The 22,728-nt window shown below is 67.2% G+C and carries 23 protein-coding genes; 12 read left to right on the top strand and 11 right to left on the bottom strand.

Going from position 1 to position 22,728, the window contains the following annotated elements; translation table 11 throughout:
- Nucleotides 1-68: 68 nt before the first annotated feature.
- Nucleotides 69-1,058, bottom strand: coding sequence for an alpha/beta hydrolase (locus ACWDMM_RS10575; RefSeq protein ID WP_195079721.1), 990 nt, complete (start codon nt 1,056-1,058; stop codon nt 69-71).
- Between the two features lie 225 nt (nt 1,059-1,283).
- Here ACWDMM_RS10575 and rfbA point away from each other — a divergent pair, with 225 nt between their 5' ends.
- Together rfbA and ACWDMM_RS10565 are read left to right on the top strand one after the other, a co-directional pair.
- The gene (gene rfbA, locus ACWDMM_RS10570; protein ID WP_195079720.1) at nt 1,284-2,156 is read left to right on the top strand and encodes a glucose-1-phosphate thymidylyltransferase RfbA; all 873 of its coding nucleotides are present in this window, start codon (nt 1,284-1,286) and stop codon (nt 2,154-2,156) included.
- Between the two features lie 2 nt (nt 2,157-2,158).
- Complete coding sequence (locus tag ACWDMM_RS10565) at nt 2,159-2,707, top strand: dTDP-4-dehydrorhamnose 3,5-epimerase family protein (protein WP_195079895.1); 549 nt, start codon at nt 2,159-2,161, stop codon at nt 2,705-2,707.
- 146 nt (nt 2,708-2,853) lie between these two features.
- Here the strand turns inward: ACWDMM_RS10565 and ACWDMM_RS10560 are convergent, their stop codons facing one another.
- On the bottom strand, nt 2,854-4,320 hold the full coding sequence (locus ACWDMM_RS10560; RefSeq protein WP_195079719.1) for an MFS transporter: 1,467 nt from the start codon (nt 4,318-4,320) through the stop codon (nt 2,854-2,856).
- An 85-nt stretch (nt 4,321-4,405) separates the two neighbouring features.
- On the opposite strand from ACWDMM_RS10560, the gene ACWDMM_RS10555 reads away from it, so the two are divergent.
- Nucleotides 4,406-4,834 carry a MarR family winged helix-turn-helix transcriptional regulator gene (locus tag ACWDMM_RS10555; protein ID WP_357207065.1) on the top strand — a complete coding sequence of 143 codons (429 nt, stop codon included), beginning with the start codon at nt 4,406-4,408 and terminating at the stop codon, nt 4,832-4,834.
- Between the two features lie 22 nt (nt 4,835-4,856).
- On the opposite strand, the gene ACWDMM_RS10550 is transcribed toward ACWDMM_RS10555, so the two are convergent.
- Nucleotides 4,857-5,732, bottom strand: a complete 876-nt coding sequence (locus tag ACWDMM_RS10550; RefSeq protein WP_449937037.1) for a helix-turn-helix domain-containing protein — start codon at nt 5,730-5,732, stop codon at nt 4,857-4,859.
- 202 nt (nt 5,733-5,934) lie between these two features.
- Entirely contained in the window at nt 5,935-6,498 is a 564-nt protein-coding gene (locus tag ACWDMM_RS10545) for a DUF4282 domain-containing protein (protein WP_195079716.1), read from the bottom strand.
- A gap of 419 nt (nt 6,499-6,917) precedes the next feature.
- Here ACWDMM_RS10545 and ACWDMM_RS10540 point away from each other — a divergent pair, with 419 nt between their 5' ends.
- The 3 genes from ACWDMM_RS10540 to ACWDMM_RS10530 all read left to right on the top strand — a co-directional run bounded on the left by ACWDMM_RS10540 (nt 6,918) and on the right by ACWDMM_RS10530 (nt 10,677).
- Nucleotides 6,918-7,436, top strand: a complete 519-nt coding sequence (locus tag ACWDMM_RS10540) for a hypothetical protein (RefSeq protein WP_323124457.1) — start codon at nt 6,918-6,920, stop codon at nt 7,434-7,436.
- A 189-nt stretch (nt 7,437-7,625) separates the two neighbouring features.
- Nucleotides 7,626-9,812 (top strand): molybdopterin-dependent oxidoreductase, encoded by a 2,187-nt coding sequence (locus ACWDMM_RS10535; RefSeq protein ID WP_449937032.1) that lies wholly within the window; start codon nt 7,626-7,628, stop codon nt 9,810-9,812.
- Between the two features lie 232 nt (nt 9,813-10,044).
- Nucleotides 10,045-10,677 carry a pyridoxamine 5'-phosphate oxidase family protein gene (locus ACWDMM_RS10530; protein WP_449937030.1) on the top strand — a complete coding sequence of 211 codons (633 nt, stop codon included), beginning with the start codon at nt 10,045-10,047 and terminating at the stop codon, nt 10,675-10,677.
- A 21-nt stretch (nt 10,678-10,698) separates the two neighbouring features.
- Here ACWDMM_RS10530 and ACWDMM_RS10525 read toward each other — a convergent pair whose 3' ends face one another.
- The gene (locus ACWDMM_RS10525) at nt 10,699-11,139 is read right to left on the bottom strand and encodes a MarR family winged helix-turn-helix transcriptional regulator (RefSeq protein WP_357207071.1); all 441 of its coding nucleotides are present in this window, start codon (nt 11,137-11,139) and stop codon (nt 10,699-10,701) included.
- Nucleotides 11,140-11,226: 87 nt separating this feature from the next.
- Between ACWDMM_RS10525 and ACWDMM_RS10520 the strand changes: the two genes are divergently transcribed.
- Both ACWDMM_RS10520 and ACWDMM_RS10515 read left to right on the top strand, forming a co-directional pair.
- Nucleotides 11,227-11,637: a nuclear transport factor 2 family protein gene (locus ACWDMM_RS10520; protein WP_195079712.1), complete on the top strand. Its 411-nt coding sequence runs from the start codon at nt 11,227-11,229 to the stop codon at nt 11,635-11,637.
- A gap of 248 nt (nt 11,638-11,885) precedes the next feature.
- Nucleotides 11,886-12,089, top strand: coding sequence for a hypothetical protein (locus ACWDMM_RS10515; RefSeq protein ID WP_195079711.1), 204 nt, complete (start codon nt 11,886-11,888; stop codon nt 12,087-12,089).
- Between the two features lie 175 nt (nt 12,090-12,264).
- On the opposite strand, the gene ACWDMM_RS10510 is transcribed toward ACWDMM_RS10515, so the two are convergent.
- The 5 genes from ACWDMM_RS10510 to ACWDMM_RS10490 all read right to left on the bottom strand — a co-directional run bounded on the left by ACWDMM_RS10510 (nt 12,265) and on the right by ACWDMM_RS10490 (nt 16,652).
- Entirely contained in the window at nt 12,265-12,891 is a 627-nt protein-coding gene (locus tag ACWDMM_RS10510; RefSeq protein WP_195079710.1) for a DUF3558 domain-containing protein, read from the bottom strand.
- A gap of 21 nt (nt 12,892-12,912) precedes the next feature.
- Complete coding sequence (locus ACWDMM_RS10505; RefSeq protein ID WP_323124456.1) at nt 12,913-13,362, bottom strand: hypothetical protein; 450 nt, start codon at nt 13,360-13,362, stop codon at nt 12,913-12,915.
- A gap of 17 nt (nt 13,363-13,379) precedes the next feature.
- Nucleotides 13,380-14,627 carry a type VII secretion target gene (locus ACWDMM_RS10500; RefSeq protein WP_195079708.1) on the bottom strand — a complete coding sequence of 416 codons (1,248 nt, stop codon included), beginning with the start codon at nt 14,625-14,627 and terminating at the stop codon, nt 13,380-13,382.
- Nucleotides 14,628-14,639: 12 nt separating this feature from the next.
- Complete coding sequence (locus ACWDMM_RS10495; protein WP_195079707.1) at nt 14,640-15,467, bottom strand: hypothetical protein; 828 nt, start codon at nt 15,465-15,467, stop codon at nt 14,640-14,642.
- A gap of 252 nt (nt 15,468-15,719) precedes the next feature.
- Nucleotides 15,720-16,652, bottom strand: coding sequence for an AraC family transcriptional regulator (locus ACWDMM_RS10490; protein WP_195079706.1), 933 nt, complete (start codon nt 16,650-16,652; stop codon nt 15,720-15,722).
- A gap of 182 nt (nt 16,653-16,834) precedes the next feature.
- Between ACWDMM_RS10490 and ACWDMM_RS10485 the strand changes: the two genes are divergently transcribed.
- The gene (locus ACWDMM_RS10485; RefSeq protein WP_195079705.1) at nt 16,835-17,662 is read left to right on the top strand and encodes an alpha/beta fold hydrolase; all 828 of its coding nucleotides are present in this window, start codon (nt 16,835-16,837) and stop codon (nt 17,660-17,662) included.
- An 11-nt stretch (nt 17,663-17,673) separates the two neighbouring features.
- On the opposite strand, the gene ACWDMM_RS10480 is transcribed toward ACWDMM_RS10485, so the two are convergent.
- On the bottom strand, nt 17,674-18,129 hold the full coding sequence (locus ACWDMM_RS10480) for a GtrA family protein (RefSeq protein ID WP_244891846.1): 456 nt from the start codon (nt 18,127-18,129) through the stop codon (nt 17,674-17,676).
- A gap of 118 nt (nt 18,130-18,247) precedes the next feature.
- On the opposite strand from ACWDMM_RS10480, the gene ACWDMM_RS10475 reads away from it, so the two are divergent.
- From ACWDMM_RS10475 to ACWDMM_RS10465, 3 genes are all read left to right on the top strand, one after another.
- Nucleotides 18,248-19,735 carry an FAD-binding protein gene (locus ACWDMM_RS10475; RefSeq protein WP_449937021.1) on the top strand — a complete coding sequence of 496 codons (1,488 nt, stop codon included), beginning with the start codon at nt 18,248-18,250 and terminating at the stop codon, nt 19,733-19,735.
- A complete protein-coding gene (locus tag ACWDMM_RS10470; protein WP_195079704.1) occupies nt 19,732-20,493 on the top strand; it encodes a decaprenylphospho-beta-D-erythro-pentofuranosid-2-ulose 2-reductase in 762 nt (253 codons plus the stop codon). Before ACWDMM_RS10475 ends, ACWDMM_RS10470 begins: the two co-directional genes overlap by 4 nt.
- Nucleotides 20,494-20,699: 206 nt before the next feature.
- Nucleotides 20,700-22,652, top strand: a complete 1,953-nt coding sequence (locus ACWDMM_RS10465) for a galactan 5-O-arabinofuranosyltransferase (RefSeq protein ID WP_195079892.1) — start codon at nt 20,700-20,702, stop codon at nt 22,650-22,652.
- Nucleotides 22,653-22,728 lie beyond the last annotated feature (76 nt).

Raw genomic sequence — 22,728 nt, 5'->3', positions numbered from 1 at the left:
ACCCGCACAGGACGCGAGCCCCGTCCCGGCCGAGTGCGGGGCGAGGCTCGCCTGGAAAGGCCGGACGGTCAAGCCGTCCGCGCCTGCTGGTCGTCCGCGATGCGGGCCCGCACGAACCGGGCGACCCGCGCCAGCGCCGCCCTGCTCTCCGGCAGATTCGGCGCGATGCTCATGAAGGCGTGTACCTGGCCGCGCCACAGTTCCAGCGCGTTCGGCACGCCCGCCGCGGTGAGCCGCTGCGCCATCAATTCCGAGTCGAAGCGCAGCACCTCGTCCTCCGCGGCGATCAGCAGCACCGGAGGAAGCGCGGACAGCACCGCGTTGACCGGCGACAGAATCGGATCGAGCGCCCCGTCGACCTCCGCGCCGATGCGCACCACGGCTTCCAGCGCCGACAGCGGGATGTAGGGATCCCGCGCGACGTTGACGTAGTCGCGCTTCGCCCCGTAGTCCAGGTCCAGCAACGGGCTCAAGCCCACCAGCCCGGCCGGCGCGGGCAGCCCCGACTCCAGGGCCAGCAGCGCGGTCGCGAAGGTGAGGTACCCGCCCGCCGAATCACCCGCGAAGACGATGCGCGCCGGGTCCGCGCCATGGCGCAGCAGCCAGCGGTAGGCCGCCAGGCAGTCTCCCACCGAGTCGCTGATCCGCGTGCGGGGCAACTGGCGGTACTCGACGTTGATCACGGGCAAGCCGGTGCGGCGGGCCAGGCTCGCCGCGACCGGGCGGTGGCTGCGGGTGTTGCAGATCGCGAAGCCGCCGCCGTGCATGTAGAGCACCGCACCGTGGCGCAGCGCGCGCGACGCCCCCGCCGGACGGATGATCTCCAAGCGCATGCGGTGCAGCGTGACCTGCTCCCGGTCGATGCCGTGCGGCCGGGGACGCAACCTCGCCAGCCCGTCGACGGTGGCCGCGCCGAGGGGAATGGTCGCCTTGGTGACCGGGAGGGTGCGCAGCACCGGCCGGACCACGCCCATACAGGTGGCCAGCAGTAAGCGCGATTGCGCACTGGGTCCCCTGGGATTCATCACCACGCCGGGCTCGCCGTCTCTGGCCGTCATCGCGCACCTACCTCACAACTGGCGCGCCGAATCACGACCGGACCGAGCCCAGGCGAGCTGTCGGCGCTGACATCTCACACAGTGTTTTTTCAGAACACCATGCGCATCGTGACCTACGCAACAGAATCGCTCCAACCCGGCCGCGGCGAAACGCCCGTAACCGAATCGAGGACTACTCGGAACCTCACCGAATCCCGGAGCCGCGAAACTGGCAGACTCCATGGCATGCGCGGAATCATTCTGGCGGGCGGCACCGGCTCCCGGTTGCACCCGATCACGCGCGGGGTGAGCAAGCAGCTGGTCCCGGTCTACGACAAACCCATGGTCTACTACCCCCTTTCCACGCTGATGCTCGCGGGGATCAGGGACATCCTGGTGATCACCACGCCCGACGACGCGGCGGCGTTCCAGCGTCTGCTCGGCGACGGCACGCAGTTCGGGCTGTCGCTCAGCTACGTGGTCCAGCCCGAGCCGGACGGCCTGGCCAGGGCCTTCGTCCTCGGCGCCGATCACATCGGGGGCGATTGCGCGGCACTCGTACTCGGCGACAACATCTTTCACGGTCCCGGCCTCGGCACCAGCCTCAATCGCTTCCACGGCATCGACGGCGGCGCGGTGTTCGCCTACTGGGTGTCGGACCCGACCGCCTACGGCGTGGTCGAGTTCACCGAGGGGCGTGCGGTGTCCATCGAGGAGAAGCCCAAAACGCCGCGGTCGAACTACGCCATTCCCGGGTTGTACTTCTACGACAACGACGTGGTGGAGATCGCCAGGTCGCTGCGGCCGTCCGCGCGCGGCGAGTACGAGATCACCGATATCAATCGCGCCTACCTGGAACAGGATCGCCTGAGCGTGGACGTGCTCGCCCGGGGTACCGCCTGGCTGGACACCGGTACCTTCGATTCCCTGCTCGACGCCGCCAATTACGTGCGCACCATCGAGGAGCGGCAGGGCCTCAAGATCGGCGTACCCGAGGAGGTGGCCTGGCGGATGGGCTTCATCGACGACGAGCAGCTGTGCGCGCTGGCCGAACCGCTGGTCCGCTCCGGTTACGGACGCTATCTGCTCGACCTGCTCGAGCGCGGACGGGACTGGTGAGCATGGAGTTCCGGGAACTCGCGGTGCCGGGCGCGTGGGTGATCACGCCGCGCCAGCACGGTGACGATCGCGGCATGTTTCTCGAGGGATTCAAGGCCTCGGAGTTCGAGAAGGCGACCGGGCGGCCGTTCGATCTGCGGCAGGTCAACTGCTCGGTGTCGGCGGCGGGGGTGCTGCGCGGCATCCACTACACCGAGGACCCGCCCGGACAGGCGAAGTACGTGACGTGTGTGCGCGGCGCGTTCCTCGACGTGGTCGTCGACCTGCGTCCCGGCTCGCCGGCCTACGGCCGCTGGGACAGCGTGCTGCTCGACGACGTCGACCGGCGCTCGGTGTTCCTGTCCGAAGGGCTCGGCCACGCGATCCTCTCGCTGGAGGACGGCTCGACGGTCACCTACTTGTGCTCCCTGGAGTACCAGCCGGAGTTCGACCACGACATCGACGCGTTCGATCCCACGCTCGGCATCGAGTGGCCGAGGGTCGGTCGCGACGGCCGGGAGCTCACCTTCATCCGCTCCGCGAAAGATTCTGTGGCCCCGCCGTTTTCGTGAGCCGAACGAGCGAGCCGAACGTGATGCCGCTCTGAACAGAGCAGCCCGGCGCATCCGCCGGAATCCTCCGGTCCCACGGAATCAGCCGCATACGTCGAGCGCCGCCACCCGATGCTGGGTGACGGCGCTCGGTGTCGACCACTCGGTCAGCCGACGAGTTGCAGTTCCTTCTCCTCGTCCGCCGCCCGCTCCTGGCCGCGGAAGCGCGGTGCGAAGGCCAGCATGGCGACGAGCGCGCCGACGATGGACACGCCCGCGGCGAACTCCAGACCGGGACGGTAGGTGTCGAGCATCCCGGTGGCCGAGATGTCGGCATGCGCGCCGGAGGCGATGATCGCCGTGGTCACCGCGAGCACGATGGCCGCGCCGACCTGCATGGACGTTTGCAGCACTCCGGCGGCGAGACCCTGTTCCTCGTCATCGATGCCGTTGGTGGCCTGGATGTTGATGGCCGGGAAGCCGACCCATCCGATACCGATCAGCAGCACCGCGGGCAGCAGCATCGTCAGGTAGGAGGGCGCGGTGTCCAGCCGCAGGAAGAGCAGGTAACCGACGGCCATCACGGTCATGGTCACGCCGATCACCGGCCCCGTGCCGAAGCGATCGACGAGCTTGTCGGAGAAGAAGGCCGACAGCACGACCAGCAGTCCGACCGGCAGCAGCGCCATGGCCAGCTTCAGCGGCGACCAGCCGAGCGTGTCCTGCAGGTACAGCGTCACGATGAACTGCCAGCTGAAGTAGGAACCCGCCACCGCGACGATCGCGAGACTGGCCCGGACCAGCGAGGACTTGCGCAGGATCCCGAGGCGAACCAGCGGGTAGCGCACCCGCTTCTCCACCGCGACGAACCCGGCGAACAGCGCGGCGACCGCGACGAACGAACCGATGGTGCGCACCGACGCCCAGCCGGCTTCCGGCGCGGCGACCACGGTGTAGACCAGCAGCAACATGGCCGCGGTCGACAGCAGCGCGCCGAGCAGGTCGTGTCCGCCTTCCTCGGCGGGCTTGTCCTTCGGCACCAGCACGAAGGCCGCGGCCAGCGCGGCGAGTGCGATCGGCACCGGAAGCAAGAACGTCCAGCGCCAGCCCACACCGGTCATCAGGCCGCCGAACAGCAGGCCCATGGAGTAACCGCCCGCGCCGAACACCGTGTAGATGGACAGCGCCTTGTTGCGGGCGGGGCCCTCGGCGAAGTTCGTGGTGATGATGGACAGGCCGGTCGGCGCGGTGAACGCGGCGGCGAGGCCCTTGACGAAGCGGGTGAGGATCAGCAGCGGGCCGGAGCTGACCAGACCGCCGGCCAGCGAGGCGACCGCGAAGACCGCGAGCGCGATCAGGAAGACCTTGCGCCGCCCGAGCAGATCGGCGGTGCGACCGCCGAGCAGCAACAGACCGCCGTAGCCGAGGACGTACCCGCTGACCAGCCATTGCAGCGTCGAGGTTGACAGATCGAGTTCCGCGCCGATGGACGGCAGCGCGACACCGATCATCGAGACGTCGAGGCCGTCGAGGAACAACACGATGCACAGCGTGATCAGCATGCCCCAGAGCCGGGCTGACCATCTGGCCGGATCGCTCGCCTGAGCGGCCGTGAGCGTTGCTGGTGAAGTCATGCGGGGAACATTACATGCGCGTGCATTAAATGCCAACACATTTAATGCAGTTGCATGGACATGCTGGGCCCACTAAGATGGGGCCATGTCGAAGCCGACCACCGTGAGCACAGCCCAGCGCGCTCCCGCGCAGGCCGGGCTGGTTGGAGAGTGGCGCGAGCTGCTCGACCGGCACGCCGCGGTGAGTTGTGCGCTCGAGAAGGCGCTGCAGAACGGTCACCACATCGGGCTCAGCGAATTCGAGACGCTGGACCGGCTGGTCGACGCCAACTGCGGCGACTACCGGATGAGCGACCTCGCCAACGACATCTATCTCAGCCAGAGCGCGCTGTCGCGGGCCGTGGCGCGCCTGGAGCGCGACGGTCTGGTCCGGCGCACCATGTGCGAGCAAGACCGCCGCGCCGTGTTCGTCTGCCTCACCGAGAAGGGCCGCGAGGTCTACGAGCAGGCCCTGCCCACGCACCGTGCGGTCCTGAGCGACACCTGGGCTCTGCCGGGGCCGCCGAAGTGCTGACCAGCGTGGATGCGGTGGCCGGTCAGAGCGCCTTCCGCGCGTCCTCGATGCGTTCGCGCGCGTCGACCGCCGCCGCCTCGACGCTCGCGAAAGCCGCTCGGAAACGGGCGATCTCCTGCCCTTTGTCCAGGTAGACCGGCCCGGTGAACATCTCCAGGTAGACCACCGGCGGTTCCGGCCGCGCGTCGGAACCCGTCTCGGCGAACTCCAGCAGCACGAACCGGCCCGACGCCATGCCGTCGTGATAGCCGCAATCCGCGGGCACCACCCGGAGCCGAACGTTCGGCAACTGCGCCATGTGGAGCAGGTGGTCGAGTTGCCCGGCGGTCACCGCCGGGTCGCCGATGCGCCGCCGCAGCACCGCCTCGTCGATCAGCGCGTCCAGCCGCAGCGGAGCGTCGGCACGGGTGACCAGCGCCTGCCTGGCCTGACGTAAGCGCACCCTGCGATCGATCTCGTCGGCGGACAGCTCCGGATGCGCCGCCGCGCACACCGCGCGGGTGTAACCTTCGGTTTGCAGGAGGCCGGGGACGAGTTCGTTCTCATAGGTGGACACCCGGGTGGCCGCTTCTTCCAGCCCGATGTAGACGTCGAAGCCCTCGGGGATGACGTCGCCGTAGGCCGTCCACCAGCCCTTGGCCTTGGTGTCGCGTGCCAGCGCACGCAGCGGTTCGAGCAGGTCGGGCGGCGCGCCGTAGACCTTGCACATCGCCTCGACATCGAGACCGCGCAGCGAGGTCTGACCGGTCTCGATCCGCCAGATCTTCGCCTCCGACCACTCCAGCTGCTGCGCGGCCACCCGCGTGGTCATCCCGGCCCGGTTGCGCAGATCACGCAGGTGCCTGCCGAGTTGCCGTCGCGGCATGGTCGATCCGGTCGTTCCCTGCGGTAAAGCCATGCTTCCCCCCTGCTCGCCGTATACCGCCGCGCCGTGAACCCTGCTCGGTCGGCGGCGCGGCACGCCCTCGGACACCCGAGGTGGATGCCGGGTATCCGAACAGCATTGTTCACAGTGAAACTCGCAGCGGTCACGGCGCGTGTCTCAGCCAGGCCGATGACTCCTGCGAGTCAAACCACTTCCGCCCGCCGCGATTTTCGCTCTACCTGCGCTGGTTCCGCTTGCGGAAGCGCCAGAACTGCACGGCCCGTACGTCTTCGGACAGCTGGTTGACCGGCTCGGCGACGTCCGACAGCGCCTGGAACAAGTCGTCGGCCAGTTCGCTGATGTGCTCCACCCGCGTCGCCAGACGGGAGGCGTTCACCAGGAACTCGAGCATCAGGCGGACGGCGGCGGCGATGGTCAGGCCGAGCGGTACGCCCAGCACCGCGGCGAGCACGCCCAGCAGCGCCGACACCCGCCATGCCGAGACCGTCAGCGTGATGGGCACCGCGAAGGCGAACACCAGCCCCAGGATGTAGGCCAGCGGCAGGAGGGTGCGGGTGGCCGGGCGGTGGAACTGCACGTCGATCAGGGCGCGCGCGGCCGCGGCGCTCCACTGCGCGAACGCGCGCGGGCTGCCGAACGGCTCGGCGGGTTGCTCTTCCTCGGGAGCGGGGCCGGAGACGCGCGCGGCCATCGATTCTTTCCAGGTGAGCCAGCGCGACTCGGCCTGGTACTCGCCGACGTCCTCGGGGGCTTCGGTTTCGTTGGGTTCGTCACTCATGCCGGGCTCTCCTGCCTGCGTCACACGAGCCTGCACCAGGCCACATGCTCGTGCCGAATCCCGCTGCGGCGAGCATCCGTTCTCGGCGGATACGCCGGCTGCCCGCACCAGGTCCGATGTTCATGCCCAGAATCCTTCCTGCCCAGGGCGGGACGCATCCAGCCGGAAACGCACACCGCCGGTATGTTTTCGCACCCGCAACACCCAGCGCGCCCCGTCCACAGCGACCTCACAGCTCCGGCGCAGCGAGCGGCCAGCTCCACGACCGAAAGTAGCTGCGTGGCAAGCCTGGCGAGCCACCTCGGGATGCCCGGAGGAACACGGACGAACCTCTCGGAAATGAGACGTAGGCGACACTCCGGAAATTCTTTCGGAGAACCCGTAACGCCGACGGCGTCCCCCGCCGATACGACCCATGAATGCAGGACCCAGAGATCTACCGGGGAATGGAGAAGACAGTGCGCACCACGTTTCCGACTTCCGTCACGGCGGCCGAGCTGACCGCCGCTGCGCAGGACTACAACCAGCGCGGGTGGACGGTCGCCGAAACGGCCAACGGTCTGAACCTGATCACCGACGACAACGTGTCCGGCATCGAGGTCACCGGCGAACTGGCCGGCGAGGTCCGCCGCTTCCTGCGGGCGAACAACCTGTCCGGCGCGGTGATCGAGTTCCCTGGCACGGAGCGGCGCGAGATCCACCTGGTCACCGGTGTACGCAAGGCCGCGATGGCGCTCGAGGCGCTGCGCGAGGCCGGCGCCACCGTGTACACCGACGGCGCGGGCATCCCGCTGCCGCCCACCCACCTGTCGGCCGGTTCGGCCTGCTGGGGCGTCGCTCCCGCCGAGGCCCGCTGGATGCCTCCGGTCGTCGCGATCGCCGCCGCCGTGCGCGCCGCCACCAGCTCGCGCCGCGCCAAGCTGACCATCGCCTGCTGAGCAACGCGCCCCTGATCGAGTTCACCTGCTGATCGCGGGCCGGGGCCGCGCTACCCGGCCTGTTTGCGACCGGTATCCGTCCCGGCGCTCCGGATCCCCACCCCGGAGCGCCGCCGGGTACCGGTCGTTCGGCGTTGCCGATATCAAGCGTTCTCTTTTCAGTTTCGCCGCCGGACGCCAAGATGGGGTATGGCCCCGATCACGCAATCGCGCAATCTGCTGCGGACCTGCCCGCTCTGTGAGGCGGTCTGCGGCCTGGAAATCACCCTCGACCCGGACGACCACGTGACCTCGGTGCGCGGCGACCGCAGCGATCCCTTCAGCAAGGGCTTCATCTGCCCCAAGGGAGCCAGCTTCGGCCATCTCGACGAGGACCAGGACCGGGTGACCGAGCCGCTGATCCGTGATCGCGCTACCGGCGCCTGGCGCGCCGCGACCTGGGACGAAGCCTTCGATTACATCGCCGAGCGTTTCCCCGCCGTCGTCGCCGAGCACGGCGCCCAGTCGGCCGCGGCCTACCTGGGCAACCCCAATGCGCACACCGTGGCCGGCACGCTGTACGTGCCCGCGCTGCTGCGCGCGCTGGGCACCAAGAACATCTACTCCGCGAGCACCGCCGACCAGATGCCCAAGCAGGTGGCCAGTGGGCTGATGTTCGGCGATCCGCTCACCGTGCCGGTGCCCGACCTCGACCGCACCGATTACCTGCTGATGCTGGGGGCCAATCCGCTGGAATCCAACGGCTCGCTGTGCACCGCACCGGATTTCCCTGGCAGGCTGAAGGCGCTGCGCGGCCGGGGCGGCCGCTTCGTCGTGGTGGATCCGCGAGTGACCCGCACGGCGAAACTCGCCGACGAGCACCTGTTCATCCGGCCGGGCAGCGATGCGTATCTGCTGTTCGGCATCGTGCACACGCTCTTCGCCGAGCAGTTGACCGATCTGCGCGTCGAGGTCACCGGCCTGGACGAATTGCGCACGGCCGCCGCCGCGTTCGATCCGGATACCGTTGCCACGCGCACCGGCGTACCCGCGTCGACGATCGTGCGGCTCGCCCGCGAACTCGCGGCGGCGCCGACCGCCGCGGTGTACGCCCGGATCGGCACCTGCACCGCCGAATTCGGCACGATTACGCAGTGGCTCGTCGACGCGATCAACGCGCTGACCGGCAACCTCGACTCCCCCGGCGGCGCGATGTTCGCCACCGCCGCGGCCGGCGGGATCTCCCGCACCAGGCCGTTCCGCCCCGGACGCTGGGCCAGCCGGGTGCGCGGGCTGCCCGAGGCGATGGGCGAGCTGCCCGTCGCGACGCTCGCCGACGAGATCACCACGCCGGGCGAAGGGCAGATCCGCGCCCTGGTGACGGTCGCGGGCAATCCGGTGCTGTCCGCGCCGAGCGGCGCACGGCTGGACGAAGCGTTCGCCCAGCTCGACTTCATGGTCAGCGTGGACAGGTACGTGAACGAGACCACCAAGCACGCCGACGTGATCCTGCCTCCGCCGCGTCCCACCCAGTCCCCGCACTACGATTTCGCGCTGCTGCAATTCGCCGTGCGCAACTACACGCGCTACTCGCGTCCACTGGTGCCGCTGGGTGACCGGCCCTCCGAGCCCGCCGTCCTCGCTCGTCTCGCCGCCGCGCTGACCGGCAGGCCGCACGACGGCTCCGACGGGATCGACCCGCTCACCGCCGTGGACGAGCTCGTCATCGCGGGCATGCTGCACAAGGCCGGGATCCCCGAGCGGCGCGGCGATCTTATCGGCGAGAACAGCACCGAGCAGCGGATCGATCTGATGCTGCGCCTCGGGCCGTACGGCGAATGGAACGGCGGCACGCTCAATTTGCAAGTGCTTCTGGACAACCCGCACGGCATAGATCTCGGCCCGTTGCAGCCGCGGCTGCCTGGCGTGCTGCGCACCGCGAGCGGACGGGTCGACCTCGCCCCGCAGCCGCTGCTGGACGACGTGGAGCGGATGCGAGCGCGGCTGTCCGACGCGGCGCCGGAGATCGTGCTGATCGGCCGGCGGCAGCTGCGCTCGAACAACAGCTGGATGCACAACATCGCGACGCTGGTGAGCGGGTCGAATCGGTGCACGCTGCACATCAATCCGGCCGATGTGGCGCGGCTCGGGCTCGGCGATCACGCGGTGGTGAAATCGGCCGCGGGAACGCTGACGGTTCCGCTGGAGCCGACCGAGGCCATCATGCCCGGCGTGGTGAGCCTGCCGCACGGGTGGGGTCACGGCGACAGCGCGCAGACCGTGGCGCGCACGCACGCGGGCGTCAATGCCAATGTGCTCACCGACGATTCGGTGGTCGATGTCCCCTCCGGCAACGCCGTGTTCAACGGTGTTCCGGTGACGCTGACTCCGGCCTGAGCCCGGACGAACAGATCCCGCAAATCCCGACCGGCCGGATATTATTCCGGCCGGTCGGCTTTTAGCTAACCGCGAGAAATACTTGCGCCACAGCCGAATCCGAGGCATCCTCGACGGGGATTTCGACGTTTTGCCGGGCGGTTCTCATCTAAACTGAACGCGATCTCGATACGACCGCGGTTCAACGTCGAGCCTGGTGGAATCCGCATTTCGGCGACCAGAGGGGGCGGCGATGCCCGGTGGACACAACGGCAGCGATGGCGAGCGTGAGCTGCAGGAACGGTACGGAACACAGGATCGAGCGGAGCGCTTCTACGACGACCAAGTGCTCGATCGACTCAATCCGGCGATGATCGACTTCCTCGGCCGGATGGATATGGCGTTCATCGCCACGGCGGACAAACGTGGCGAATGCGACGCCAGTTTCCGAGCCGGACCAGCCGGTTTTCTTCATGTGATAGACGACCGCACCATCGCCTATCCGGAATATCGTGGCAACGGCGTCATGGCCAGCCTCGGCAATATCCTGGAAAACCCGCACGTCGGGATCCTGCTCGTCGATTTCGTACGCGACCTCATCGGACTGCACATCAACGGCTCGGCCCACATGGTGCCCGACCACGCGCTTCGCGCCACCGTGCCCGACCTGCCCGTCAATCACAAGGGCCGCGTCGCCGAACACTGGGTGGTGGTCGAGGTGGAAGAGGCGTACATCCACTGCCGCAAGCACATTCCACACCTGATCCCCGCCGCGCGCGAACAACGCGAATGGGGCACCGACAATGTCCGCGCCAAGGGCGGCGACTACTTCGGAGCCAAGGCGGAGAAGAGCGAGCTGGCCGACACGGCGATCAGCGGTTCCTGAAACCCTGCCGCGGACGGGCGCTCATCCCCGCTGATGGTGCGCGAGCAAGCGAGCGAGCAGCCGGGTCAGGTCTGCCCTGTCCTCGGCCGAGAGCGGTCCGAGTAGGTCGTCCTGCGCCTTGTCGAGCGCTCGGTCGATGCGCCGCAGTTGCCGCTCGCCCGCCTCGGTGAGGGTCACGATATTGCGCCTTCGGTCGTCCGGATCCGGCGTCCGCTCGACGAAACCCGGCCCGGCGAGTTCGTTGATCGCCGCCACCACATCGCTTCGGTCCATGTTGCACCGGCGACCGAGGTCGGCCTGGCTGGCCGCCCCGAACTCCTCCAGCGCGGCGAGGATGCGGAAGTGATACCCACGCGCGCCGGCCTCGGCGAAGCTGTCGGACGCCAACCGGTGGGCGTGTACGGCCAACTGGGTGAGCAGCCAACTCGGCTTCGCGGTCAGGCGTGCGGGTGTGTTCTCCACGACAGCAACCATACATCGTTGGCACAGCCAACCATTTGGCATATAGTTGGCCGGGCCAACATTGGCAGAGCCAACGAAAGGACCGTCATGTCCACGGATACCGCGATCGCCGACCGTATCGAGATCGCCGACCTGTTCACCCGCTTCGCACGCCTGCTCGACGAGGGACGCTATGCGGACGCCGCCGCCATCTACACCGACGATGTGGAGGTCGACTCGCCGCGTATCCGAGTCCGCGGCATCGACAAGGTCGTCGAGTACATGCGACAGGCCGAGGTCGAGGGCGAACACACCCAGCACACGACCACTGATCTCCTGGTGACGCTCGACGGCGACCGAGCCGCCTCCTCGGCGAACTCGCTGGTCTACTACTACCGCGACGGGCAACCACCGCACCTGACAAGCGGCCTGCGCCTGACCGCCACCACCGTCCGCACACCCGCGGGCTGGCGCCTGCGTAAAATTCGGATCACGCTCGCTTGGACGCGCAAGGAGTGATCCCCCTCCACGTGATCAGCGGTTGGGCGGCGGCCCAGGCTCGCGCCTGCCCACGAGTGGCACACCATGGAGACCTCTTCTCGAAAGACGCCGCAGCCGTGTGCCACTCGCATTGATTCGTCCGGCGATGCGGCAGGGTGGAAGGTGGTGGGGGGCAATGAGGTTCGTAACGGGGTGCGTGGTGCTACCGATCGGTCAGGTATGCGGCGATACGAGCCGCCATCCACAGCCACAGAAGAGGACACGTGATGAAGAAGCTCGTCGCCGTTACCGCCGTGATCGCGGGACTCGTCGCTCCGGTGGGTTCGGCCGCAGCGGAACCTGTCTCCACGCCCGTCGCCGCGACGCCGGCCGCGGCTCCCGTTGGTTCCTGGTCGGAGGACCTGTTCTGCGCCGTCATCGAATTCTTGAAGGGTGGCTGGGCGGGCCGTCCCACCGACTGCTCGTTCTGACGAGCCTGTCGAGATCACTGCCCTGACCCGAATCCCGCGGTGCGGCGGCCGATCGAGTCGCCGTCCTCCTCTGCCACAAACGACGACGCGGCCAGTTCAGTCAGCCGCATGACGCCCACCCGCCGCCGGATCGCTCTGCCGTTCGTGAAAGCTGAGTTGCCCATCGGCGTACGTCCTACTTGCCGCCGAGCGCTGTTGCGAAAATTGTTGCGACTTCGCGAATTTGATCACACGCGGCCGGAACCGGAGCAGCGCCCGGGATCGCGGTCAGCGAGACTTCTAGAGTTCCGTCGGCGCTGCTGATTGCCGCATAGCAGCTACCGGGAAGCGCGGCCACTGTGTACAGAGCAGCCGCTCGTCCGTTGACAGCGTCGGTATTGAAAACGGCGTACTTATCTGTGCTCTTGATCTGATCCAAGGGTGAGTTCGTGGAATGCACTGTGACATTTCCCGTGATGGTCTTCTGGCCGTCGATGACGGCGATGCGACGGAAGGAGCATCCAACAGCCGTCAGGAGATCGGTGACGATCTCTCCAGATGAACGCTGGCGCGTAGCCGGATCGAACCCGGCCTCGGCGACGAGATCGTCGCTCACTTCGAAACAAGGATCGAACCGCACCAGCTTCTTCGAGTCCGGTTGCGCTGGCGCCGGGGGTACAGAGGCGGCCATCGACGGGGTCGGGTGGACCGAAGTCGATGGCAGCCGGCTCGTCGTGGTGTCATCCGAATTGTCGGCGGAACAGGCGGCAAGCGATGTGACCATGGCAATGAGCGCGAAACCCGTGGTCAGAACTCGCTTCATTCGGCGCATCCCCTTTCGGTATCAAACCAACCATGACTTCCCGGAGGGGTAGTCGTCGAAGTCGTCGGGCCAGTCACTGGGGCCGACCACGTTGTCACGTGCAGAGGTGCGTCGCAGCGGCGGCGGGGTAGTCGGTGGCGGCGGTGGTTCAGGGTCCCACTTCCACTCGAACTGGGGAGAGTTCTTGAGCTCCGTGACCTCCGGCGGTACCGGCCTCGCGAGTTGTTCTATGTCAGACCATCGGCACTCGCCCGCACGGACGCGTTCGGCGTATGCCAGTAACGCGTCGGATGCCCCTGGAGCGGCCGCGAGGTTCGACATGAATTCCTCGGTCACCTCGGTGACTTCATGCAGCAGTGCCTGTACGTCGAGGTTTTCCAATTGGATACGCGCGGTCCGCAGTTCCTCCACTGCACCCATGACGCTGCGGACCAGAGCTTCGACAGCTGGGTCCAGGTTCGGCTCGCGCATGCTTCCCCACCGCGATGTCATGCGTCCTCCCAAGGCTGCCCGCCCGATCCGACCTCATAGGATTCCTTGGGGCGGTCCAAGGTGGAGTTGACCTGAGCTATCTTCGATATATCGGTGGCCACGGCGGTGGCCTTGGAGGCCTTCTCCAGCTTCTCGGTGAACGGCGCGATAGTCTCCTTCAATTTCTGTTCGGCGCCTTCCTTCAATTTACCGATCGGATCTTTTATGTACTCGAGTAGCTTCTTGACCTGATCGACCAGCTTCTGAATCTCGACTACCAGATCTATCGCTTTCTTCACGATATCGAATATCTTGATACCCAAATTAACGATCTCATAGACCTGCCCTACGACCGGTATTTTTCTGGCGATAGTCTTGAAGATTCCTTCGATACTTGTGAACTTGATCTGGTCGTTGAGGATGTCCCACAGCTTCGTCAGGATAGTTTTGACGGCTTGCCGGATCTCGTCGGCGACCACTCCGAGCACATCACTGATGATCCGGCCCACCGGGCCTTCCCATTTCATCGCGGAAATCTGCCGGTTCGCCCAATCATTGAAGGACAGCGCGGCCTTGCCATTCCAGTGCGGATCGACTTTCTTCAGGCCCGCTTCCAGATTATCTCCGCAGGCCTCCATTCCATTTCCGGCTGCCTTGTATGCCTCGCCGATCCGCCGAACCTCGCTCCAGTTACCGGGAATCGGCTCCAAGCACTTGCCGAGGGGGTCGATTTCATTTCCAGCCGTGCGGGTGATGCTTTTGATCGACTCGTTCACCTCACCGAGGATCGGAGCCACCTCGCCGATAAGGGCGACAGTATCTTCCTTGTTCGACTGCGGTTCCTGTAGTTCGAAGGATTTCGCCTTCGAATAGTCAGCCGAAGCAACGTATGCCGCCGTGGTTCCTTGAACCTCGATGTCGGCACCGACGGGGGCACCCGGTGCTACCGGGCCGTTGAAGGTGTTCTGATTCAACGCCGTATAGTTCTTTTGGTCCCGGTCGTGATACATCCATGCCGCTTTGTTGAGCTCGGTACCGGTGGATGATGTAGTGGTAGCAATGGAGGCCATGCGCTGCTGCGTTGCCGCGGCCGCGTCCTTGACCGGCGCCACCAACTGATCGATGATCGGCCCTTGCAGCCAATCGGCGGGCATGCATTGTTTGCCGGCGAATTCAGCAGCCTTCGCAGCATCGGCGCCGATCTCGGAGACAAGTCTGCCGAAACCCGCGATCTCACCCGGTACCGCCAGCAAATTCTCACCCAAAGCCCTACATCCTCACTTTGTATTTGTCTTGCCGATCGACTGTATTATCTTTTCGACCTCGTCGCGAGACAGCGACTCCGCCGAGTTCGTATAGTGCTGGATCATGAATATTGCCACTTCAGCCGAGGCATATGCCGCAGTCGCAACGATATCGAATTCCGCCGTTACCGGATCACACGAGGATTTTTTCGGAATATCGGTGACCACAGCGGTGTAGCGCGATGCAGGTCGGCCCGATATCTCGAAGGTGATCGGACCACGCAGCTGCACGGCGGGCATGTGATTCGTCTTCCTGTCCCCGAAGATTCGACTCGCCTTATCGACTTCATCGCGTGCCGCGGTGTCGATGTCGATTCCGTTGCGGCCGTCGACACCGACACTCGCCAGGACCGATCCCTCGGTCTGGCGGCAGTAGCCGATCCCATAGCGACTGACCGCTTCGTAGGAGGCGATAGTCGTGTGATCGATTTCGTCGTTCCACGCCATGATCGCATCGTTCGACGGAGACCAGCCGTCCGACGGAACGGTGTAAGTGAGACCGTATCGAGTGGGGACCGGCTGAAGCTGTCCATTGCCCACCTTCACCAACGGCGGCGGGAACTCCATCGACGGGAATCCTGAGGGAAGCGAAGGTTCCGGCGGTCCGGTAGGGCGCGGAGGCGGGTGCCACGACGAGGCCGCCGCCTCAGGCGGCTCAACCGCGTCCTGGTACGGATTACCGATCCACGTCGAGAGGGTGAGCACCGCGACCGCCGTGCAGAGCAGGAGTGCGATCTTGCCCAACTGGGTCAGGATGCCGTGTCGATAGAGCAGCCGGACAGCGCGATTCAGCCGGTCCACGAATGCGGACCCAGCCACGACCGGCGGTCGGAGAACGCCAGAGCTGTTGCCCTGCACAGTCTTGTAATAGACGATCGTGTACTCATCGCGTGCGGCACAGTGATTACTCCCCTCCTGGTACTCCCGGGCTGGGATGCTAGGGCGGCTGAAAACGACTGTCAATCGAGGCGTCGCGCTCCACCCGCCTCGGCTGACGAGATCGTTGCGATGAACCAGTCGGTTGCCAGTTCGAAAGATCTCGATGTTCGGACGTCAGCGTGGTCGGACGTCTTGCGGGGTCACGCCGAATCGCGCTTTGAAGGCGGAGCCGAAGGTGCTGAGGGAGCGGAAGCCGCTGGCGTAGGCGATTTCGGCGATGGTTCGGGAGGGGGATTCGCGGAGGCGGCGGTGGGCGCGGTCGAGGCGGGCGCCGCGGATCAGTTCGCTTGGCGTGGTACCGGTGTGGTGCAAGGCCAACTGGACTTGGCGCAGGGACCAGCCGAGGGTGCGGGCGATCTCGGTGGGGGTCAGGTCGGGATCGTCGGCGTGCCGGAGGACGTGGGCGCGGACGGCGGCGTCCACCGTCGCCAGCACCGTCGGCGGCGCGGCGTGGCGGCGCATGCGGAGACGGAGCAGATCGACGATCGTGTCGCACGCGGAGGCGAATTCGGGTCCGTCGACGGCATCACGCTGCTTGCCGAGTTCGGTGATCATGCCGACGAGGACCGAGCCGAGTCCCTCCCGCAGGTCGATCAGCGCGGGTCCCTCGCCGAGTTGGAGCGGCAGGGCGCCCGCGGGGACGTTCATCACCCATCCGCGCGCAGCGGCGGGTTGGCCGAAATCCACGGGACGCGTCTTGGTGACCACCGCGCCGTGCCCCGGCAGCACTTCGGCGGTGGTGTCGTCCTGCCGGATGCGCAACGCGCCGGATACCGGGATCATCACCCGCAGGCTGTCGTCGCCGTCGTGCCGGATGTCGGCGCGCGTCCTGGCGTAGACGACGCGGTCCGACCAGAAGTCGATCAGCTGATAGCCCGCGTATCGCTGTACGGCCGTGGCTCCGGCGAACGGTGACCGGCTGTCGAAACGGCATTCCAACGTGCCCTGGTTACGACAAACATGCTCGGCCCAGAAGTCGGCCGATTCGCGGGCCGCGACGGCGGCGGTATCGACCCGTTCCACCAGGTACGGCTCGGCGATCGACACCGGCAACCTCCCGATCGGCGTGCGCGTTTCCGTCAGACCCGTGCGCGTATCAGGTCGAGCGCGCATCGGTCCGCGTCCTAACGTGATCCCGATCGTACCGATCACAGCCCGTCGCGCCGGTGTGTTGCTCAGCCATGGTCGAGGCTCGTGCGGCGCGGGCCCACTCGCGAGGAAGCACAGTGATGAAGCGGACGCATACCCACGTACAGACCCGGCTCGGGCTGCTGCATGTCGTCACTGCCGGAAGCGGCGATCCGATCGTGATGTGGCCGAGCCTCCTGCTGGACGCCGCGCTCTGGGACGCCCAGGTCGACCACTTCGCGGGGAACTACCTGACCATCGCGGTGGACCCGCCCGGTCACGGCAGGTCGAGCCGCCTCGAGCGGCGCTTCACTTTCCAGGAGTGCGCGGGCTGCGTGGTCGACATCCTCGATCACCTCGGGCTGCGGCGAACGCATTTCCTCGGGAACTCGTGGGGCGCCATGATCGGCGGCACCCTCGCGGCCGAATTCCCCGATCGCGTCGAATCCGCCGTGCTGATGAATGGCACGGCATCCTCGGCTCCGCTCGCCCAGCAATTGCAGTACCGGACGCTGCTGATGGTGATCCGGATGCTGGGCGGGATTCGCCCGCCACTCACCAAATCGGTGGTGCGGGCTTTTCTCGGACCGACCACCGAAAGCACCCGCCCGCAGGTCGTCCGGCAGGTCGTCGACATCGCCCGGGGCAATGATCCGGAGTCGATCGTGCACGCCGTGCGATCCGTGGTGATCGATCGGCCGGACCAACGAGACCTCTTCGCCTCGATCACCTGTCCCACGCTGATCGTCGGGGGTCGCGAGGACCGCACCTTCCCCGTGCCCGAGCTCCGGGCCATGGCGGAAGCCGTTCCGGGCTCTGAACTCGTGGTCATCGACGGGGCCGCACACCTCGCGGCCGCCGAGGTCCCCGACGAGGTCAATCGTCTGGTCGGGAACTTCCTGGCCGAGCACGCCGCGACAAGTGATTAGCCCGGCACCGCTCAGCGGAGCTTGAAGATCACCAAGCGCTGGACGATGAAGTTGATGACGGTCGCGGTGCCCTGGGCGACGATGAAGGCCAGCGGCTGACGCCACCACTCGTCGGCCAGGGCGAAGTACAGCAGGTTGTTGATGCCGACCTGCACCGCGAAGGTCACCGCGTACAGCGCCACCACCGCGAGGAAGCGGGCGCGGCTCGGCGGGGCCTGGAAGGTCCAGCGGCGATTGATCAGGTAGGCCGTTGTGGTGCCCGCCACGAAGCCGATCGACTTGGCGACCCCGACCGGCAGGCCGACCAGGTTGAGCAGCAGGCTGTAGAGCCCGTAGTCGACGACGGCCGAGAACCCGCCGGTGAGGGTGAACCGGATGATCTGCGTCTTGAGGTCGACCTCGGTGCCGCCCGGCTCGTCGACCAGGGGCAACTCGGCCGGAAGCGGCAGGTGTGGTTCGGCTTGCACGCCGACGAGCGTAGCGTCGAACGCGGCATCACCGGGATCCGGTGCTGAACCGACACGTACGTCACTACCCATGGGTAGAGCGACCCCGCTCCCATCTGGCGTCATACCTGTAGCCTCTATGCCGATGTCCACGAAAGCTCCGACCGCCACCAAGACAACCGGGAACGACGAAGGCGCCGGCGTCGCGAACGACGGCCCGGCCGCGGGCACCGCGTTCACGCTTCCGACGCGCACCCGTACGTTGACCGGGTGGGGTCGCACCGCACCCACCTCCTCCGAAGTGCTCTCGACCAGCGATCCCGAACTGATCGCCAAGGCAGTCGCCATGGTCGCCGAGGACAACGACAGCAAGCCCGCCCACCTGCGGCGCGGCGTGATCGCCCGCGGCCTCGGCCGCTCCTACGGCGATCACGCGCAGAACGCGGGCGGCTTGGTCGTCGACATGACCGCGCTGCACAACATCCACCGGATCGATCGCGACACCCGCATCGTGGACGTGGACGGCGGCGTCAGCCTGGATCAGCTCATGAAGGCCGCGCTGCCGTTCGGCCTCTGGGTCCCGGTGCTGCCCGGCACCCGCCAGGTCACCATCGGCGGCGCGATCGCCTCCGACATCCACGGCAAGAACCATCACAGCGAGGGCAGCTTCGGCAACCACGTGCGCTCGATCGATCTGCTCACCGCCGACGGGCAGGTGCAGCACATCACGCCGAAGCGCAACGCCAAGCTGTTCTGGGCGACCGTCGGCGGCAACGGGCTCACCGGCATCATTCTGCGCGCGACCATCGAGATGGTGCCGACGGAGACGGCCTACTTCCTCAACGACGGCGTGAAGACCACGACCCTCGACGAGACCATCGCCGCGCACAGCGACGGCAGCGAGGCGAACTACACCTACTCGAGCGCCTGGTTCGACGTGATCAGCCCGCTGCCCAAGCTGGGCAGGGCCACCATCACCCGGGGCAGGCTGGCGAAGGTCGACGAGCTGCCCAAGCGGCTGCGCAGCAAGCCGCTGAAGTTCGACGCGCCGCAGCTGATGACCGTCCCGGACATCTTCCCGAACTGGACGATGAACAAGCTGACGCTGATGTCCATCGGCGAGGCCTACTACCGGATGGGCGGCAACTACACCGGCAAGGTGCAGAACCTGACGCAGTTCTATCACCCGCTGGACATGATCGCGGAGTGGAACCGCGGCTACGGCTCCAACGGCTTCCTCCAGTACCAGTTCGTGGTGCCGACCGAGGCGGTCGAGGAGTTCAAGCGGATCATCATCGACATCCAGGCGTCCGGGCACTACTCGGCGCTGAACGTGTTCAAGCTGTTCGGCCCCGGCAACCAGGCGCCGCTGAGCTTCCCGATGCCGGGCTGGAACATCTGCGTCGACTTCCCGATCAAGCCCGGTCTCAACGAGCTGGTCGGCGAGCTGGACCGGCGGGTGCTGGAATTCGGCGGGCGGCTGTACACCGCGAAGGACTCGCGGACCACCGCCGAGACCTTCCACAAGATGTATCCCCGGATCGACGAGTGGATCAAAATCCGCCGTAGCGTCGATCCCACAGGCGTTTTCATGTCCGATATGGCGAGAAGGCTGGAGCTGCAGTGATCAATGCCGTTGGCAACCCGCAGTCGATTCTGCTGCTGGGTGGCACCTCGGAGATCGGCTTGGCAATCTGCGCGGAGTACCTGAAGAAGGGGCCCGCGCGCATCACCCTCGCGGCGCTGCCCGGTGATCCGCTGCGGGAGGGCGCGGTCTCCCAGATGAAGGCCGCCGGCGCGAGCCAGGTCGACGTCATCGACTTCGACGCGCTCGACACCGAAAGCCACGCCAAGGTGATCGACGCGGCGTGGGACGCAGGCGATGTGGACGTCGCGATCGTCGCCTTCGCCCTCGACGGCGATCCCGAAGAGCTGTGGCAGAACCAGGCCAAGGCCGTGCGGGTCGCGCAGATCAACTACACCGCCGCGGTCTCCGTCGGCGTGCTGGTCGGCGAGAAGATGAAGGCGCAGGGCTTCGGGCGGATCATCGCCATGTCCTCCGTCGCCGGTGAGCGGGTGCGCCGCTCGAACTTCGTGTACGGATCGACCAAGGCCGGGCTGGACGGCTTCTACCTCGGCCTCGGCGAAGCGCTGCGGCCGCACGGCCCGCGCGTGCTGGTGATCCGGCCCGGCATGGTGCGCACCAAGTTCTCCGCGCACGTCAAGGAGGCTCCGCTCACCGTCGACAAGGAAGACGTGGCGGCGCTGGCGGTCGCGGCGTCGCAGCGGGGGAAGGAACTGGTCTGGGCGCCGGGAACCTTCCGCTACGTGATGATGGTGCTGCGGCACATCCCGCGCTCGATCTTCCGCAGACTGCCGATCTGATCGGCGACCTTCGGACGAAGTGCCCGCGTGATCGGTGATCGCGCGGGCACCTATCGTCTGACGGAGTGACCCTGTGAACCGGGAGGCGCCATGCGAGTAATCCAGTGCGACGAGCGCGGAGCGGTCCGTTGAGCACGGTGACCGCCGCGGACGAAGCGCCGCCGCGTCCGGTCGATCCGGCTCCGGCGCCGGGGCGCGGGTCGCTCGTGGCGCGGCAGATCGCCTCCGGCGTCGGCGAGGCCGCGCTCGCGGCGGTGGTCGCCGCCGTGGTGGCCGTCGTCGGGCTGGTCGCTTTCTCGCTGGTGCAGTGGCCCGCCTTCAACTCGTCGAACGTGACTCGGGCGCTGACCACGGTCGGACAGGTCGGCGCGGCGGTCGTGCTCGCGGTCGCGATCGCGCTGCTGCGGCTGCGCAAGTGGCCTTCGATCGCGAAAGTGCTTTCCTGGGCCGGACTTTCGACGTTCGTCACATTCACGCTCGGCATGCCGCTTGCGGCGACGAAGCTGTATCTGTTCGGCGTCTCGGTGGATCAGGAGTTCCGCACCGAGTTCCTCACCCGGCTCACCGATTCCGCCGCGCTGCGCGACATGACGTACGCGGATCTGCCGTCGTTCTACCCCGCGGGCTGGTTCTGGATCGGCGGGCGGGTGGCGAATCTGCTCGGGATGGACGGCTGGGAAGTGTTCAAGCCGTACGCGATCACCTTCCTCGCCGTGGCCGCCGTGGTCGCGCTGGTGTTGTGGTCGAAGCTGATCCGCGCGGACTGGGCGGTGGGCGTCGCGGCGGCGAGCACGGCGGTCACCCTGGCCTACGCCGCACCCGAGGCCTACAGCGCTGTCATCGTGCTGCTGCTGCCGCCCGCGCTGGTGCTCGCGTGGGGGGCGCTGCACCGGCCGGCGGTGCGCTCGTCGGAGGACGCCGAGCGCACGGCCGGCGGTTGGGGCGCGGTCGTCGGCACCGGGCTGTTCCTCGGCTGGGCGGCCACCTTCTACACCCTCTACTTCCTCGTGGCTGCCTTCGCGGTGGCGCTGATGGGGCTGGTGGCGGCCTTCCTCGCGGTGCGGGCACAGCGCGCCGCCGACCGTCCGCGCCGTGCCCGCCCCGCGACGGACTCGACCCTTCCCGTCTGGCGCGCGGCCCTGCCGCCGTTGGTGCGGCTCGTGGTGATCGCGGTGCTCGCGGGACTGGTCGCGCTGCTGGTGTGGGCGCCGTACTTGGCGAAGGCGCTGCGCGGCGCGACGGCGAGTTCCGGGACCGCCCAGCACTACCTGCCGGAAGCGGGCGCGGAACTGCCCCTGCCGATGTTCCAGTTCTCCCTGCTCGGGGCGCTGTGCCTGCTCGGCACGATCTGGCTGGTGCTGCGCGGCGCGTCGTCGCGCAGGGCGCAGGCGCTCGGCATCGGGGTGGCGGCGATCTACCTGTGGACGCTGCTGTCGATGGCCGCGACCGCCGCGGGCACCACGTTGCTGTCGTTCCGCCTGGAGCCGGTGCTGCTGGTGCTGCTGTCGGTCGCGGGCGCGTTCGGGTTCGTGGAGGGCGCGCGGGCGATCTACCAGGCGTTGAACGAGCCCGCGCGGTTCCGGCTGGTGGCGATCGCGGTAGCGACGATCGGCGCGCTGGCGTTCGCGCAGGACATTCCGCACGTGCTGACGCCGGAGATCACCACCGCGTACACGGACACCGACGGCGACGGGAAGCGCGCCGACCAGCGCGACCCCTCGGCCGTGTCGCGGTATGCCGAGGTGGATCGGGCGCTCACCGCGCAGACCGGACGCCCGCGCGCGGACACCGTGGTACTCACCGCCGACACCAGCTTCCTTTCTTTCTATCCCTACTTGGGCTTCCAGGCGCTCACCTCGCATTACGCCAACCCGCTCGCGGACTTCGCGGGCCGGGCGGCGACCATCGAGCGCTGGAGCCAGCTGAAGACGCCGCAGGAATTGCTCGACGCGCTGGCCGCGAGCCCGTGGCGAGCGCCCGACGCGTTCCTGTTCCGGCGCAGCGGCGACTCCTACACGTTGCGGCTGGCCAAGGACGTCTACCCGAACGACCCGAACGTGGCGCGTTACTCGGTGAGCTTCCCCAAGGAGCTGTTCGCCGACCCGCGCTTCACCAGCACGGATATCGGACCGTTCACGCTGGTCACCGTCCACCGCTGAAATCGCCGCGGTTGAACTCGCGCGCAGTGGTTACCCCTTTCGTTTGTCGGTCCACGCACAGCGTGGTTGCTACGGA

This window comes from Nocardia sp. NPDC003726 (genome assembly GCF_053586955.1).
The sequence above is the reverse complement of the archived record's forward strand: the minus strand, read 5'-3'. Positions and strand labels throughout refer to the sequence as shown.

What these genes read in the sequence shown, in the direction of transcription:
- ACWDMM_RS10555 (WP_357207065.1), top strand. Translation starts at nt 4,406, where the DNA reads ATGTCGAAGCCGACCACCGTGAGCACAGCCCAGCGCGCTCCCGCGCAG.
- ACWDMM_RS10475 (WP_449937021.1), top strand. Translation starts at nt 18,248, where the DNA reads ATGCCGATGTCCACGAAAGCTCCGACCGCCACCAAGACAACCGGGAAC.
- ACWDMM_RS10540 (WP_323124457.1), top strand. Translation starts at nt 6,918, where the DNA reads ATGCAGGACCCAGAGATCTACCGGGGAATGGAGAAGACAGTGCGCACC.
- rfbA (WP_195079720.1), top strand. Translation starts at nt 1,284, where the DNA reads ATGCGCGGAATCATTCTGGCGGGCGGCACCGGCTCCCGGTTGCACCCG.
- ACWDMM_RS10560 (WP_195079719.1), bottom strand. Translation starts at nt 4,320, where the DNA reads ATGACTTCACCAGCAACGCTCACGGCCGCTCAGGCGAGCGATCCGGCC.
- ACWDMM_RS10510 (WP_195079710.1), bottom strand. Translation starts at nt 12,891, where the DNA reads ATGAAGCGAGTTCTGACCACGGGTTTCGCGCTCATTGCCATGGTCACA.
- ACWDMM_RS10515 (WP_195079711.1), top strand. Translation starts at nt 11,886, where the DNA reads ATGAAGAAGCTCGTCGCCGTTACCGCCGTGATCGCGGGACTCGTCGCT.
- ACWDMM_RS10530 (WP_449937030.1), top strand. Translation starts at nt 10,045, where the DNA reads ATGCCCGGTGGACACAACGGCAGCGATGGCGAGCGTGAGCTGCAGGAA.
- ACWDMM_RS10575 (WP_195079721.1), bottom strand. Translation starts at nt 1,058, where the DNA reads ATGACGGCCAGAGACGGCGAGCCCGGCGTGGTGATGAATCCCAGGGGA.
- ACWDMM_RS10485 (WP_195079705.1), top strand. Translation starts at nt 16,835, where the DNA reads ATGAAGCGGACGCATACCCACGTACAGACCCGGCTCGGGCTGCTGCAT.
- ACWDMM_RS10520 (WP_195079712.1), top strand. Translation starts at nt 11,227, where the DNA reads ATGTCCACGGATACCGCGATCGCCGACCGTATCGAGATCGCCGACCTG.
- ACWDMM_RS10565 (WP_195079895.1), top strand. Translation starts at nt 2,159, where the DNA reads ATGGAGTTCCGGGAACTCGCGGTGCCGGGCGCGTGGGTGATCACGCCG.
- ACWDMM_RS10535 (WP_449937032.1), top strand. Translation starts at nt 7,626, where the DNA reads ATGGCCCCGATCACGCAATCGCGCAATCTGCTGCGGACCTGCCCGCTC.
- ACWDMM_RS10550 (WP_449937037.1), bottom strand. Translation starts at nt 5,732, where the DNA reads ATGGCTTTACCGCAGGGAACGACCGGATCGACCATGCCGCGACGGCAA.
- ACWDMM_RS10505 (WP_323124456.1), bottom strand. Translation starts at nt 13,362, where the DNA reads ATGCGCGAGCCGAACCTGGACCCAGCTGTCGAAGCTCTGGTCCGCAGC.
- ACWDMM_RS10545 (WP_195079716.1), bottom strand. Translation starts at nt 6,498, where the DNA reads ATGAGTGACGAACCCAACGAAACCGAAGCCCCCGAGGACGTCGGCGAG.